General features: G+C 52.6%; 10 protein-coding genes. 7 read left to right on the top strand and 3 right to left on the bottom strand.

Translation table 11 applies throughout. From position 1 onward, the window contains the following. A partial coding sequence (locus GAP13_RS07145) for a transposase family protein (protein WP_503473378.1) occupies positions 1-584 on the bottom strand: 584 nt, incomplete at its 3' end. 162 nt (positions 585-746) lie between these two features. On the opposite strand from GAP13_RS07145, the gene rpmB reads away from it, so the two are divergent. The 3 genes from rpmB (at position 747) to GAP13_RS07130 (ending at position 9,001) form a co-directional block, all read left to right on the top strand. Next, a complete protein-coding gene (gene rpmB, locus GAP13_RS07140; RefSeq protein ID WP_158907637.1) occupies positions 747-938 on the top strand; it encodes a 50S ribosomal protein L28 in 192 nt (63 codons plus the stop codon). Between the two features lie 172 nt (positions 939-1,110). Then, positions 1,111-2,085: a hypothetical protein gene (locus GAP13_RS07135; protein ID WP_158907636.1), complete on the top strand. Its 975-nt coding sequence runs from the start codon at positions 1,111-1,113 to the stop codon at positions 2,083-2,085. A gap of 154 nt (positions 2,086-2,239) precedes the next feature. Then, the gene (locus tag GAP13_RS07130; protein WP_158907635.1) at positions 2,240-9,001 is read left to right on the top strand and encodes a FlgD immunoglobulin-like domain containing protein; all 6,762 of its coding nucleotides are present in this window, start codon (positions 2,240-2,242) and stop codon (positions 8,999-9,001) included. A gap of 165 nt (positions 9,002-9,166) precedes the next feature. Here GAP13_RS07130 and GAP13_RS07125 read toward each other — a convergent pair whose 3' ends face one another. Beyond that, a complete protein-coding gene (locus GAP13_RS07125; RefSeq protein ID WP_158907634.1) occupies positions 9,167-11,653 on the bottom strand; it encodes a cation:proton antiporter domain-containing protein in 2,487 nt (828 codons plus the stop codon). Between the two features lie 100 nt (positions 11,654-11,753). Beyond that, entirely contained in the window at positions 11,754-12,689 is a 936-nt protein-coding gene (gene murB, locus GAP13_RS07120; protein WP_158907633.1) for a UDP-N-acetylmuramate dehydrogenase, read from the bottom strand. A gap of 62 nt (positions 12,690-12,751) precedes the next feature. Between murB and cysS the strand changes: the two genes are divergently transcribed. The 4 genes from cysS to GAP13_RS07100 all read left to right on the top strand — a co-directional run bounded on the left by cysS (position 12,752) and on the right by GAP13_RS07100 (position 16,028). Further along, a complete protein-coding gene (gene cysS / locus GAP13_RS07115; RefSeq protein WP_241864311.1) occupies positions 12,752-14,191 on the top strand; it encodes a cysteine--tRNA ligase in 1,440 nt (479 codons plus the stop codon). A gap of 61 nt (positions 14,192-14,252) precedes the next feature. Continuing rightward, on the top strand, positions 14,253-14,846 hold the full coding sequence (locus GAP13_RS07110; RefSeq protein ID WP_158907632.1) for an RNA polymerase sigma factor: 594 nt from the start codon (positions 14,253-14,255) through the stop codon (positions 14,844-14,846). After that, positions 14,836-15,456 (top strand): anti-sigma factor family protein, encoded by a 621-nt coding sequence (locus GAP13_RS07105; protein WP_158907631.1) that lies wholly within the window; start codon positions 14,836-14,838, stop codon positions 15,454-15,456. Before GAP13_RS07110 ends, GAP13_RS07105 begins: the two co-directional genes overlap by 11 nt. Continuing rightward, positions 15,453-16,028 (top strand): hypothetical protein, encoded by a 576-nt coding sequence (locus GAP13_RS07100; protein ID WP_158907629.1) that lies wholly within the window; start codon positions 15,453-15,455, stop codon positions 16,026-16,028. The genes GAP13_RS07105 and GAP13_RS07100 overlap by 4 nt, the downstream gene beginning before the upstream one ends.

The following is a 16,028-nucleotide window of genomic DNA, read 5'->3' as shown; positions in this document are numbered from 1 at the left end:
AGCACCTCCCTGAATGACCGGCCGATCCCACCCCGTTCGAGCCGAATCGTCGAATAGAGCGCCTGTGCCTTCGCCTTTTGGTCCTGCCGCATGCTCCCTGAGCGCCGCCGTGTGCAGTGACTGACATCGAGCACGAAGCCGCTTGTCCGTCCCACCGCAATGGGGATTTCGCTCGGGAAGTACTGCGAGCAGTCGAAGGAGACAAAGCCGTCGATACAGATGTCTTCCTTGCCTCGCCGAGCGTGCAGCATCCGGGCGTGGAGTGCAATACCCTGGCGAGCCAGTCGGTCGATACGATTCGTAAGCAGCGACAGCGAGCACCCGAGCGCGCGACTCATCCCCCGTAGGCTCTCCCCGCCTACCAGCCTATAGAGCACATCCCGGTACGAGACAATGCGCTTGAGATAGTAGTGCGTAGAGAAGGTCTGGGTGGAAAAGCTTTTTCCGCAGCGCGTACAACGGAACCGGCGCACCTTCCCGAAGGCCTTGGTAGCATACCAGCCAATCGCATAGGCCCAGGGCGAGGCGGGGGCCTCGTGATGGTAGGGACAGTTCGGATTGGGACAAAAGGCAAACCAGTGCACGAATACCCTCCTTGACCGCAGTGGCGGTCATAGAGGTATTCGCGCAAATCTACCCTCTTTGCTTCAATTCTTTACCCAAGGTTGAGAGCACTAATGATGCCCTCTTTACACATTTATCGGATTCCGCTATATTTCATCGACTATTCTTTTTTGGAGACCACTATGTCCAGAGTTTGTGAAATCTGCGGTAAGAGAACGCTTTTCGGAAATAATGTGTCGCATGCGAAGAATCGCACGCGCCGAACCTGGTTCCCGAACCTTATCGAGGTGCGGACACTCCAGAATGGCACAGTGCGCCATATAAAGGTATGTGCGCGCTGCCTCAAATCCGGAAAAGTCGAAAAGTACGTGTAAATGCCCTTGAATGCCTGCTATCGGGCATGACGCGCAGTATCGATGCGTATGTGAAAAGAAGGCCGCCTTTGAGGGCGGCTTTTTCTTTTGTCGCACAGTGGATACGGAGCTTCAGCCGCATGCTCTTAATGCCGATAAAATAAAGAATGAATGCGTGCAGAAAGGGATACCCATGAACCGTGGAAAGCATATTATTTTGGCACTTGTCGTGATTGTTGTACTGATTTCCATATTCCCGATCACGGTCGAGGCTGTGGAACCGGTTCCCTACCGGCTTTTTCCAGCACTCTATAAAAAAGAAAACTTCTCGCGCATCGATCAAACGATGAGCTTGGTGAATTATCAGGCAGGGGGAGGCTTTCTCTGGGATCGTGTCCCGCTTATCGCGAATAATACTATTGTCGCCTATTATGGCAGTCCCTTGTCTGATCGAATGGGAATTCTCGGCCGCTTTCCCAAAGAGAAAATCGCGCAGATGGTCAAAGAAACAGCACAGCAGTACGACGAGGTGAATGGAAAAGATGGCGTCATCCCTGCATTTTATATAATTTATGGCACATGTTGGCCTGGCGGCGAAATCGGGTACCTCGACGAAAAGGTGCTTCTCGATTACATAAAATATGCCCAATCGGAGGGAATGCTGGTATTCGTCGATCATCAGATCGGAAAATACAGCGTACGCGAGGCGATGGATCGGATTCTGCCCTTTTTGCGCTATCCGAATGTCCATCTTGCCATTGATCCGGAATGGCGCACGCTCGTTCCGATGAAGGAAATCGGATCTATCACAGCGAAAGAACTGAACGATGCGCAGGATTACATGGATGCCTACATTCGGGAAAACAATATTCCTGGCATTCGTATGCTCGTGGTACACCAGTTTGCGGACAAGATGATTCAGTCCCGTCAAGAGGTGCAAGCGCATCGGGATCGTGTTATTCTCATCCATACATCGGACGGCTTTGGCGTTCCGCAAGTAAAAAAAGCGACCTACCAGCGCAATGCAAATGCCGCGAACATGCCAGTCAAAGGTTTCAAGCTCTTTTTCAAGTCGGATTTTCCTTTGGCGGGTTTCGACATGCCTTTGATGTCGCCGGCTGAAGTTATGCAGCTCGATCCAAGGCCAAGCCTCATTCTTTATCAATAAGGCTGCATAATGAGCGGTCAGGGATTGTGTGAAGAGCCTGATGGGAGAGAGCGCCTTGGGCAGGAATCGATATCGTATGGCAGCATGAGCCCTGAAGAATGGCGCTTGCTGTGATAGATTGAAACAGAGGTTCCATGAAAAGAAGGGGAAATAGATGAACAGAGCCCGAAAAGCGAATATTGCAATATTGCTGCTTTGTGCAGCTTTGAGCACCGTTTCTGCATACGATCCGCCCAAAGGAGCATCGCTGCTTGGGCGAATATATAGCCCCTGGTCCATGGGTGGGGGAATGTCGCTTACGGAACAGGGCAGCGGAGCATGGGCTTCTGCATTCAACCCTGCATCGACAGCTGTCGAAGAGCTTCCTGGACTTGAATTTTCTTATACTGGTATCGCTGATATGAGTACCGGGAGCCCGCAAGGGTGGGGAAGCGCCGCACAGGCTGATTTTGCGCTGCCCAAAGCCTATGGTGTGTGGAACGGCGCTGTGCGCTTATTCAGCGCACCTGGCGCGATGACAAGTATGCCGCTGGGAACTTTTGTAACTGTCGGTGGCGGTTTTTCGAAAAAGATTTCTGGCCGCATGTCGGTTGGTGCCTCCGCATGGCTGGCTATGGGGGACAATGGCAGTTTTGGCTGGGGCGTGTGGGCTGATCTGGGGGTAATCCGGGAACTGGGAGATGTTGGCTTTCTCAAGAATGCCAGGCTTGGCTTTGTCGTGAGCGGCCTTGGAAAGGAATTCAATTATCAGACACCTCCTGTTGGCATCGCTCCTGGAAGCCTTGCTGCAACAGGGTTTCCGCAAGCGTTTACGCCAGGAATCGGGTTCAGTGCAGACCTCCTGAATGAATATGATCTTCGCATGCGCGCATCTGTTGACCTTCGTGCGCCTTCTTTCAGTGATATTGAGGCAGAAACAAGTCTGGCGCTTTCTTTCAGAAATATTGTTTCACTCCGCCTCGCAATGGCCACCAGCCTGTATGATATTCAGCAGAAATCGGGCAGAAGCGTATGGCCTTCGTTGACGCTTTCGGGCCGGATTCCCCTCGGGAAAAAATCGGCAAATAATGCGGGCGTTTCTTCGGTTGCACCTGCTTTCGGGCTCATGCCGCTGTACGATTCGCTGGATGCATTCAGCCTTGGCACGCGCCTTTCGTTTGGGCAAGCGGACAAAAGCCCGCCAAAAGTGAAAGCGCAATTGCCAGTTTCGACAAGTGGCCTGCCGGCCGCTTATATTTCTCCGAATGCTGATGGTGCACAGGACTGGCTCGAAATCCCCATTACAGTTAGTGATGATCAACGAACCGTAGCCGGGTGGGTTTTCAAGATTGAAGACCGCTCGTCTGGCAAGGTAGTCCGGACCATAACTGAACAAGCAAGCCCCCCGGAGACCATCAAATCATTCGCGGATTTGAAAGAAGGCTTTGGCTTCTCGCGCCATAATGCGTTCATTCCAGATGCGCTGCGATGGGACGGAAAAGATGATCAGGGCAATCTTGTTCCTGAAGGTACCTATATTGTCAGTTTCCATGCGTGGGACGATCTTGGGAACACCAATATGGATTATGACTCATGCATGAATGTAGTGGTGGACAGAACACCTCCATCGGTAAATGCGTGGGTTTTGGGAGACGAACAGCTGTATCAGGGCACCGACCAGCTCATATTCAGCCCGGATGGCGACAACAGCAAGGATACCATTTCGTTCCGCACACAGGGATCCATCGAGAACAATTGGAAATACGAAATTCTCGATGCAAATGACAAAGCGGTGCGCACAAAAGAAATCCGTGAGCGGTCGGCACCGCGTGATTTTGTATGGGATGGTACAGACGATGCCGGAAAGAGGGTACCGGACGGCTATTATCGTTTCAGGCTTTCCGCTGCAGATCCGGCAGGGAATGTGGGATCGAAGACAATCGGGGTTGCGCCTGACAAATCCGATTGGATTGTAGTCGATACAAGTCGGCCGGCTGTTCGCGTTGCAGCGGACAGAAAGGCCTTCAGCCCGATAAAAGAAGGAAAGGCCGGCACAATCGATGTCTCTTTCAGCCTGGAATCTCTGAAGAATCTTGTTTCCTGGAAAGAATTTATTCAGGATCAAAGCGGCAAAACCCTATGGTCCTCATCGGGCGACAGCTCCAATCCGCCTCTAACTTCGTTCGCGTTCAATGGTTTGGATCCATCAGGAAAGCCATTTGCAGATGGACAATACAAAGCCGGGATCGAGATGAAATATCGGAACGGATATTCGCCCGTAGTGTACTCGGATCCATTTATACTCGATGCGACACCGCCCTCGGCTCAGATTGTACTCGACGATGTGCGGGCTATATTCAGCCCGGATGGAGATGGAAGCAGAGATGCGCTGGCATTCAAATTTGCCAGCAGCAAAGAAGATTTGTGGAATCTGAGCATCCGGAATGAACAAGGCGAAGTCGTGTACTCTCAGGAATATCGCGATGGACTTGCAAATCGCTTTGTATGGAACGGTCTTGATACAACAGGGCGTCGTGTCGATGATGGTCGGTATTTCCTCCATCTGGAAAGCAAGGATATCGCAGAAAATGCGTTCAGCACCGAATATGGTCCCATCGTAGTCGATACGCGAACCCCGCGCGCATCATTTGCGCTCAGCAGGGATGCATTCAGTCCAAATGACGATGGTGTCGCTGATGTGCTTAAAGTGGGCATCACGCTCGAAAGTATCGAAGGGCTTCGCGCTTGGAAGCTGGATGTCGCTAGCTCTTCTGCCGCACAGATAGCAGAGAAGAATGCTGCAATATCGACGCTTCTGAGCGGTGATGGATCGAACCCGCCTCCTGCGACATGGCAATTTGATGGCAAGACAGACCGCGGCCAGCTTCCGGAAGGCGCGTATCGCTTTGAACTGACAATAGAATACGACAATGGCTGGAAGACAACAGTATCGAGTCCGGAATTCGTACTCGATAACACCGCGCCTAAGGCGCAAGTTTCTCGTTCCCGCCCATACTTCAACCCGAGAGGCAGTGCGCTTCAATCGCAGGTAATTATTTCCCAGCTGGGCTCGAAAGAAAATCTCTGGACAGGAGAACTTCGTGATGCCCAGGGTGCGCTCAAGCGCAAATGGGAATTCAAGAACAGCGAGCCTGGCGAAATTCTCTGGGATGGGCGTACTGCTGATGGCGCGCTCCTGCCGGATGGACTCTATTCCTATCGCCTTTTCTGCGTCGACGCAGCAGGCAACAGTTTTGCTTCGGAGCCTATCCAGATTGGTATCGATACAGCTGCCAAACAATCTTCGCTTTCTGCAAACTACATGGCGATAAGCCCGAACGGAGATGGAATACAGGATGCAATGGCGCTTGCGATCAGTGTGACTTCGCCAGAGAGTGTCCAGAATTGGCGTCTTGCTATCCTTAAAGGGCAAGAAACTGTGATGGAATGGAAGGGTGCAGGAAATGTGCCCCAATCAATCACATGGGATGGCACAAGCCTTACACGCCTTCCTGTGCCAGACGGAAGCTATACTGCATTTTTCCATGCGGACTACCCGAATGGCGATGCTACAGAAGCAAGCTTGGGCCCGCTCGTGGTTGACCGCATAGCGCCGCAGGCTGAAGTAAAGATTGCAAGCGCGATTTTCTCGCCGAATGGGGATGGAGTGAACGATACCTTGCCGATTCAGCAGTCCTCGGTGCCGGGAGACGTGTGGCAAGGCAGCATTCTCGATGTGGATGGCAAGGTGGTGCGTTCCTGGACCTGGGATGGCGCGGTGCAGCCCTTTGAGTGGGATGGCCGGGACAATGCAGGGAATGTGGCTGCGGATGGCAAATATCGCTACAAGCTTGAATCGAAAGATGCGGCAGGTAATGCATTTTCCTATATCAGCCCCGCTTTCGAAATCGAGACTGAGAAGAAAGCGGTACGTCTGACAGTGAGCGACAAGGCCTTCAGTCCGAACAATGACGGCATTAAAGATGTGCAGGTTTTGAGTGCAGCGATTGTTGCGCCTGAAAAAGTGAAAGAATTTGTATTGCAGATTGTAGCGCAGGATGGGCCAGCGGCTTTGAGTGCCGTGCGGACATGGAAAGGCGAAACCCCGCTGAGCCGATATGAGTGGAGAGGGGAAACGGACGCACAGATACCGGCGCCTGACGGCCACTATGCAGCATCGATGCGCGTTGTGTACCGCAATGGCGATGAAGCGGAGAGCGCGACAGGAACCTTCCTGCTTGACAGGCAATATCCGCAGATCGACGTGAAAGTGCAAGGCAGTATTTTCTCGCCGGATGGAGATGGCCGCAGCGATACCATAACCATTGCGCAGTCCTCCGTGCCAGGCGATGACTGGAAAGGCACAATGAAGGACAGTGCGGGCAATGTGGTGCGCAGCTGGGTGTGGCAGGCACAGGCGAGCGACTTTGTTTGGGACGGCAGGAACACCAATGGCAGCGTAGTCTCCGATGGATTCTATACCTATGCAGTCGAATCCGAGGATGCAGCAGGAAATCGCACCATGGCAGGGCCGTTCCGGATTCAGGTTGAAACAGGCAAGCGGGCAGTGCAATTGCGTCTTAGCGACAAAGCTTTCAGCCCCAACGGCGATGGCATAAAAGACGAGCTTGTCATCAATGTCGAGGCGGACGCGCGGGATCGTATCAAACAATACAGCCTCATCATTCGAGGCAAAGACGGGACAGCGGTGAGGATATGGACAGGCAGTGCTGGTCTTGCCCGCGAATATCGATGGAATGGAACAAATGATGCAGGCGCTGCTGTACCCGATGGAGAATACAGCGTCGGTATCGAAGTTTTGTATTTGAATGATGCGTTCGCAAAGGATGGGCCGATCCCTGTGACGGTCGACCGCATACCGCCACAGGCAAGCGTCAAGCTTTCGCGCTCAATATTCTCGCCGAATGGGGATGGACGGGCCGATACGCTTGAAATTGCTCAGAGCAGCGTCTATGGCGACCGCTGGAATGGGCAGATAATTTCCGAAGTAGGCAAAATAGTTCGCACCTGGGAATGGTACCCCATGATTGCGGACATCGTGTGGGACGGCAAGGATCAGAATGGCAAGATTGTGCCTGATGGCGCATACTACTACGAATTGCGCTCCATCGATGAAGCCGGCAATTCCTTCATTCTGCCGCGCCAGCGAATCATTGTGGATGCTGCTCAGAAGAATGTGAGCTTCCGTGTCGAGCCAAGCGCGTTCAGCCCGAATGATGATGGCGTAAAAGACATTACCTACATCAATATCAGCGCGCCTAAGCCAGAAACCCTGCTGAGCTATGCTGTTTCGATATTCTCCGGAACAAAGGCTGTGCAAGGACAGGCTCCTGCCCGGAGCTGGAAGGGCAGTACGGATATAAAGACCCAGTATGTGTGGGATGGCTTGACCGATGCAGGGCTTAAGGTTCCCGACGGAAATTACAGCGTCTACCTTATGCTGGAGTATGCCAATGGCGACCTTTTCAATATCGGTCCCGTGCCGGTGGTAGTGGATACGGTTCCTCCGAAAATTTCGATTTCTGCCGATCCCATGCTGTTCTCTCCAAATGGCGATGGCATAAAGGATTATGTTACGATCACCCAGAATTCCGACCCCGGCGATGATTGGACGGGGAGAATACGCAGCGCTTCCGGGGCTGTAGTGCGCAGCTATACCTGGAAAGGTCAAGCAAAAACCTTCAATTGGGACGGCACAGATGCGAATGGCAAACTTGTTCCGAATGGAGCCTATTCTTATGAGGTTGTGAGCGTCGATGCGGCCGGCAACAGCGCCTCGGCCAGCATCAAAGGCCTTACCGTTGATTCGAGCAAGCCGAAAGTGTATGTAACTGCCTCTGACACCGGCATATCGCCCAATGGCGATGGCATCCGCGATGATGTTTCATTCTCTCTGACAGTAGAAAACCGCGAAGGGGTCGAATCCTGGAGGTTCTCGCTCATCGACTCGAAGGGTGTCGAGCGCTCGTTCTTTGGTGGGAGCGGCTCGGATGTACCCACGCGGCTTGTGTGGGATGGACGCGATCTGCAAGGCCAGGTGATTGAAGACACCTACACCGGCAAACTGGTGGTCAGGTACCTCAAAGGCGATGTGGCCGAAGCGAGCAGCGCGAAGATTATCGTCAAGATTGCTCCGCCCAAAGTGGATGTTACAGTCAAGCCTGAATATTTCAGCCCGGATGGCGATGGCGTCGATGACACGCTTACCTTCGGAATCGCAACAGAGAAAAATGCAGGCATCACAGAATGGAAGCTTGAGATTCTGGAGACGGCAGTAGTCGAATCGGCGAGCATGCAGGAAGCGAAGCCCACTCGTTCATTCAAGATTTGGACCGGCAAAGGCAATCCGCCAGCGCAAATTACTTGGAACGGGAAATCAGACAAGGGTGAGCTTGTCGAATCCGCGACCGATTACCCCTTCGAATTCACCTGCTGGGATGCACTGGGCAATCAGACAAAAGTAAAAGGCATCATAGCGGTCGATGTGCTGGTGATTCGGGATGGCGACAGGCTCAAGATCAAGGTGCCATCGATTGTGTTCCGCGCGAACCATGCCGATTTCATCGGCCTTGATGCGGAAACGGTTGCAAGGAACCAACGAGTCGTCGCACGCATCGCGCAGATCCTTAATAAATTCCCGGATTACCGTATCAGGATCGAAGGGCACGGCAACAATGTGGGCAAAATGCTCGGCTACAGCGCCTCACGCATCCAGCAGGAAGAGATCAACGAACTGATTCCGCTTTCAACAGAACGCGCTGAGGTTGTACGCAAGATGCTGGTGGATAATGGGGTGGACTCGCGGCGATTGACCGTGAATGGCCTTGGTTCGAGCGAGCCGGTGGTGCCCTTTACCGATGTCGAGAATCGCTGGAAGAATAGGCGAGTGGAATTCGTGCTGATAAAGAATCAGTAAACCGGCCAAATTTCTGAAGATTTGAAACAAGAAGGCTGCTCGGGGCTGAAAACTCCGGGCAGCCTGTTTTTAAGAAGCGCGCAATACATTATGCAAGTCCAGCTATTGCATGAAAGCCTGGGCGCCGCAAAAATTCTCAGTGTTGTGGGACTTAAGGTTGACGCATCAATGCTGGCTCAAAAGATTTTCTGGCATATTCGCAGCGATAAGACGTTCGCGAAGGTCATGCGAATGGAAAAGGGCGGCAATCTCCGCCAGGAAGCGAAGATGCTCCTCAGCGCCCTGGTTGTGCGGCACAAGAATGATCACGATGACCTGCACCGGCACATCGAGCGTACTGAGCCTGAATCCTTTCTTGTGGGCACCGAAGCAGACAATAGGATACGAAATGTTTTCGATACGATCATGAAGGAGCACCACGCCCGGTTCAATTTCTATAGGCTGACGCTGTACCATTTCAATAAAATGATCCGCAACGGACTGCAGGACATTCTTTTCGGTGTGAGGGAGGGCTGCAAACATAAGCTCGTAAATGCCGTCCGCAATGGCGCTTGTTTGCATATCCACCCTGATTCTGCCTGCCCTGACTGCTTCCGCAAGCAGGGCTTCCGCGCTGGATTCAGCGAGCGGCTCTGGCAATGGCTGCTGGTACTCCGAAGCTTGTGCTTCTTCGGGCAGGAAGGCTGGCATATAGAGCATAAGCACATTTGCGGCGCTATTTTTTTCTGCAAGGACATGCGGCAGTCGTTCAAATGCAGGATTCCATGATGCTTCACCGGGCCTTGCTGAGATTAGGGCAATCATTGCATGTGAGCCTGAAGAAACCTGTATCAGCGAGGGGATGTCGCGCCAGGAATGAAAATGACTTGTCTGAGCTGAATTGAATGACGCCAGGCTCTTGCCGATCTTCTGGACTTCCTCTGCATTTTCTTCTGCTACAATAAAATGAATGTGCGCATAGGTTGCCTCTGCAAGTCTTTCTATGCACTGCAAGGCTGCAGCGAATCCGGGGTGTCGATTGACGAGTACAGGTGCCACGACATAGATTTTTTTTATCTGCTTCCACGGGAATTGTGCGCGCGCAACAAGCACCATCTGGCTGGTTCCGGACACAACCTGGTCGATGACATTGCCAAAAAATGCATGGGAAAGGCGCGGAGGCTTGTTCCACCCGATAATGATGGTATCTGCATTTTTCTGGATAGCGGAATCGATAATGCCAAGGCCTGCGTTCAGAGCCTCGATTTGCAAAGGCAGAGCCGACTTTTGCATCTGCGAAAGCTGCATGACGGCTGTTGCGAGCAGTGTTTCGGAATCAGCTGATTGCTGCGAGGCAGTTTCTTCCGGCATGCGGACGACGAGGGGAAAAATTGGTGAGCTATTGGCTGTCCCATGCAGAATTCCGCTCAATTCGACTAGTTGTGCTATCGAAGAAGGCTTTGACAGGGCGATAAGGATCCGGTTCGGTATTGCGAGCCTGCTCTTGTCACCGCCTGCGGCAGAAGGCGCTTCTGCGCCAGATGACCCTTGTTTCATGGAAATCCCGGAGATAATGCTCGATATGATCGCGAGTGCGAGTGCGCTCAGAAATAACACTGAATCGAAGAGCCCTGAACCATAGAGTATCCAGGATATGGCCAGAGAAAAAGACGCAAACGGAACAGCCAGGCCGATGAGGGGTTCTGTAACGAGGGCAAATCTTTTGGACAGGAATACAATCAATATTCTTGCGGCCAAGCCGCCAATTACGAATATGACAGCCACGAGAATCCAATTGCCAGTTGGCAAAATGCCGGAAATTCGAGCCGATACTCCCATAAAAAGAAGCGCAGCAGGAATGAAAATATCATCCCTGACGGGAATCCGGTTCAGCTCGGAATCAGCAGATGGTGCTGCAGCAGCCGAAAGGGCAACGCCAGTCATGAATGCGGTGAACCAAGCCGGGATCGAGAAAAAGGTTCCCGCATATGCTGCCCCGAAAACCAGAAACAGCAAGAACCATACCTCTATGCTGCCTTTGATTTTGACATGGCGAAGAAACAGTGCGGCAAGGCGAGGAAAGACAATCCATACGAGACCACCGCCAATAAATGAAAAAGCCAGAACCAGCATAAAGCTTCGCGCATCAGCGCCAGACATGAGCGTATCGAGCACAAGCAGGCACAGGGCTGAAAAAATGGGCACAAACGCAGGCATTCCATATGAGGCTTGCTCCTGGAATTTGGCTTTGTTCAGCTTCAGTGCGGAGCGGGCTCCAGCAGAAGCAAAAAAAAGCCCGATCGCACATGCCCGGATGAAGGATGCTCCAGCAGCCAATCCGACCGCAATCCCCGCCATGGAAGGCATTATTGTCCAAATAAAAACTTGCTTTAAAATTACGCTAGTCGGGACAATGCTCCTTCTCGCGGTCCTTGATGCAATATTCGCTGACAATCCTGCTGAAAAGAATATGTACATAACGCCGATGGAGCCGAGAATCTGGAGCACAGTGCCACCCTCGATGATGCCAAGTACCTCAGGACCCAGAATGATACCGAGAACCGGAAGAATGGCAGCGATATGCATCGGCAAAAGGTCAGACAGCCATGCAGAGAAGAGCAGGGCGGCGAGCAAAACGGCAAATACTCCTGCCGGATCATGAATAGTATGCATCTATACTTGAGTGTAGAACAATAAGCGTCAAAAAGCAAATATGCAGTATTAGCAGGGCGGCAAGCCGCATCGCGGTCGCTTGTGTCATCTGTGCAGAAATTCAGAATTCGCCGACGAATAGGACCTCTGGCTCAAGTTTCCAGCCAGTAGCCGCCAGAACCACCGCTTGCGCATGCAAAATAAGCGCTCGCATGTCGCGGGCGGTCGCGCCTCCGAGGTTTATAAAGATGTTTGCGTGCCAGGGAGATATGGCGGCATTCCCTATCCGGTAGCCGCGCAACCCAAGCTCATGCAGGATTTTGCCTGTCGGCTTGCCAAAATTCCTGTTATTCTTGAACATAGACCCAGCGCTTGGATAATCGAAATGATGCTTGTGCATGCGATCTTCCATCCTGGAACGCATGTGTGCGGCAATTTGCAGAGGCTCTCCGGGCTCGAGCGAAAACCGGCCGGCCGCGACGATATATCCGGCAAAAGCCCCTTTCCTCATGAAAGGAGAGCGCTTGTACGACCATTGCATCGTCCGGGCAGACAGGCTTACAAGCTCGCCAGTGGGGCTGATTGCTGTTATTTCATTTATATGAAGAGAAATATCATCTTCATAGCAGCGGGCGTTCATGTAGATTGCTCCACCGATGCTGCCCGGCATTCCGTAGAAATTTTCAAGACCTGAAAGGCCTTGCACCAGCGCTTCGGTGCACAGTGTGGAAACCGAAGCGCCGCATTCCGCATAGATAATATTGCTATTTGACGCATCACTCCGCACAGACGAGAGCAGGCAGGTATCGATGACTGCGCCCCGAATTCCTTGGTCAGCGACAAGGATGTTGGCACCGCCTCCCAGCAAGAATACGGGGATGCGGGCTGACCTGAGGAGCGTGAGGACGCTCGCAAGCGCTTCGACAGAGCGTGGCTTAAGAAAAAGATCGGCAGGTCCCCCGATTCTGAATGTGGTGTGTGCCGACATCGGTTCATCGAAGGTCACAGAACACTGTTCAGTATTGATTTTTTGGGCGATTTGCCATAGGGTTTCCATACAATTGCAGTATCTTCGGTTCATGCTGCAAAAGCAAGAAGGTACGACAGGAGGGCGAGGGAATGCACGACATGTATCTCTTCAACACCATGGGTCGGAGTCTTCAGCGCTTCGAGCCGCTGCATGACCACAAAGTCGGATTTTACGGGTGCGGCCCTACTGTCTATAATTTTGCGCATATAGGAAACCTGAGAACATACATTTTCGAGGACATTCTCGTCAGGACACTGCGCCGGTTCGGGTATGATGTGACGCATGTCATGAATATCACCGATGTCGGGCATCTGACCGGCGACGATGATACCGGCGAAGACAAAATGGTCAGATCCGCCCGAGAGCGCGGCTCATCGGTTCTCGAAATCGCGCAGTTCTATACCGATGCATTTTTTGTCGACACACAGCGGCTCAACATCAATCGCCCCACCATCGTCTGCAAGGCTACCGACCATATCCAGGATATGATTGATCTCATACAGCGCATCGAAGCGAATGGCTATACCTATTTTGCGGGCGGCAACCTCTACTTCGATGTATCGAAGTTCGAGCATTACGGAGAGCTGGCAGGTCTTCAGCTCGACCAGCTCAAGGCAGGCGCGCGCATAGAAATCGATCCCAACAAGCGCAATCCCTTCGATTTCGTGCTATGGTTCACGAAGTCCAAGTTCGAAAATCAGGCGCTTTTATGGGATAGCCCATGGGGCAGGGGCTACCCCGGCTGGCATATCGAATGCTCGGCAATGAGCATGAAATACCTTGGAGAACAGTTCGATATTCACGCAGGGGGCGTTGACCATATCGCCGTCCATCACACCAACGAAATCGCCCAGTCCGAGGCGGCGACCGGCCACAAATGGGTGAATTACTGGATGCACGCCGAATTCCTCGTGCTCGACAAAGGAAAAATGTCCAAATCTTCTGGCAGTTTCCTTACCTTGCAGACGCTTGTCGACAAGGGCTATGATCCACTCGACTATCGCTATTTCTGCCTTGGTGGGCATTATCGCAGCCAGCTTTCGTTCTCCTGGGAAGGGCTCGACCAGGCGAGAGCAGCGCGGCTGGCGCTCGTGGACCGGGTTGTAGCGCTGAAAGAAGCTGCCGGGCAGCCAGCCCATTCGCTTGCACGGCCTGAACAGATTGGAGCCGCTGCGAAGGCCTATCTGCAGGCCTTTGATGACGCGCTTAGCGACGACCTTGCAATGCCGCGTGCGCTTGCCCAGGTTTGGACTATGCTCAAGGATACGGAAATTCCGCCTGCGGATGCGCTTGCCTGTATCCTCGATATGGATAGAGTGCTGGGCTTGAGCCTCGATGCTGCAGAAAAGCGGGAAGCCTCAGTCGATGCAGAGACAGTTCGCTGGATCGAAGATATGATACGTCGCCGCGCCGCTGCCAAAAAGGCACGCGATTATGCAGCGGCCGATGCGATTCGCAATGAGCTCAAAGCCAAAGGCATTCAGCTCGAAGACAGGCCGGATGGTACCTCATGGAAACTGACAAACTAGGCGCAGGTTTGCCTGATATGCTCGAATCCGCCGCTAAGGCTGTAACAAAAGGATAAGTACATTGTTCCAAAGAAAGGATGATAGTCTATCTTCGGATTTCGATCGCATCTTTGCGCAGAATATCGACCTTTTGCTGCGCATTGCGGTGCGCATAACCAATGATTGGGAATCCGCGGAAGATGTCGTCCAGGATGCCTTCGGCAAGGTGCTTGAGAAGCGCCTGCAATTTCCTTCGGATGAAGATGCGCGGTACTGGCTTATCAGAGTGGTAAAAAATGGCGCGATCAACTGGTCGAAGCGCAAGCTGAGGGAATTCAAGGCGTACGAGCACTGGTGGAAGGCTGAAACGACGCAGGCGAAGTCATCTTCGAGCGCTGCATCGAATGGTGAAGAGCAGAACCAGGATGCGGGAACCGAGCAATCAGCAGAGCATGAACTGCTCATGAAGGAATCTGCGGAGGAAGTTCGCGAAGCCTTGGCAAAACTGCCCGAAAACCTTCGGGTTGTGCTGATTCTGAAAGAATACGAAGGAATGAACTACAAAGAAATTGCAAAGGTGCTTGGGATATCCGAGGGAAATGTGAAAGTTCGCGCATTCCGGGCCCGACAGGCATTGCTTTCGCTTTTAAGCGAGGGAGGTACTCATGTGCCCTGATGAAATCCTTCTGACTGCTTTTGTCGATAACGAAGTGCCTTCGCCGTGGAAAGAGCGGATCGAGCTCCATCTTGAGCAGTGCGAACGATGCAGGACTCGCGTGGAAACATATCGCGAGCTGCGCGTGCGCCTCAGAAGCGCAGACAGCATCGATGCACTACAGCTTGCACATGCTGTTCAGAGAATCAGGCTCTCACTCGAAGAGACAGAAAAAGCCGCATCGATGAAAGGTGCACGCCGGCTGGTCGCACGATACCCGATTCTCTCGGCCCTCAGCTCCAGAAGAGTGTCAGTGCCTCTTCCTTTGCTAGTAGCTTCAGCGCTCTTGATTGTATTTTTTGCTGGGCTGGCTTTTGGCATCTTCGGAGCGGGGCGATACGCGAACCAAGCTCTTGCGCTCAGCACACGATTGCCTGCAACGACAAATGCCAATATTGAAAGCCTTGTATCCACCCTCTCCCAGACCGATCCTTCCCAAGTTGTGACAATAAGAGCCCCTGGAACGATGTTGGCGCCTCTTTCGAGCGCTGCGCCCGTATATGTCATCTATAATATCGGCGAGCAGAAACCGACAGTCATGGCTGTTCCTGCACAGGGAGAGGCGAAATGAGAATCCGCACGCTGGTGGTTATTGCGTTTCTGCTTGCAGGCGCGGGCTGCCTTTTCGCGCAGGCGCCATCAGCCCAGCCGGCGGCACAGGGCACAGGGATCGCACCATCGCAAAATCCTGGTGCAAGCCTTCCTCTTCCTGTATTCCAGTTTCGCTTGCGGGCAGCATTCATGCTGACGCCGGTCATGGTTGCCGCCATCCAGTCGGCTGCTATCCATTCCCAGAATTCGAAGGTAAACAACGCCCAGCCTTTGGATAAAGATGCTGTGCCTGCGTGGGACGAGCCGATTCTGCGCGATGTCAGCCTGACTTCTCCGCTCGGGATAAAAATACAAGGTGACCAGCTCATTGCGATGATCGTGTTCATGCCGGTAGAGCTTGTAAAGAAAGACTTGACCATGCTTGTCCAGAATCAGATCTGGGCGAAAAGCCCAGACAATTCGATTCAGATGAATACATCGGTCCATACGATCCGGGTGCCGTTAGGAGCGCTTTTCTATTACTATCCGCTCGGCGGAGACAATAAGCAGGGCGCGCCGGTAGCAATAGAGATACTTGTAAATCAGAAGTGA

Origin of the sequence: Rectinema subterraneum (genome assembly GCA_009768935.1) — a bacterium.
Lineage (GTDB): Bacteria > Spirochaetota > Spirochaetia > Treponematales > Rectinemataceae > Rectinema > Rectinema subterraneum.
Note: the sequence above shows the minus strand (reverse complement) of the source record. Positions and strands in the feature narration are given on the sequence as shown.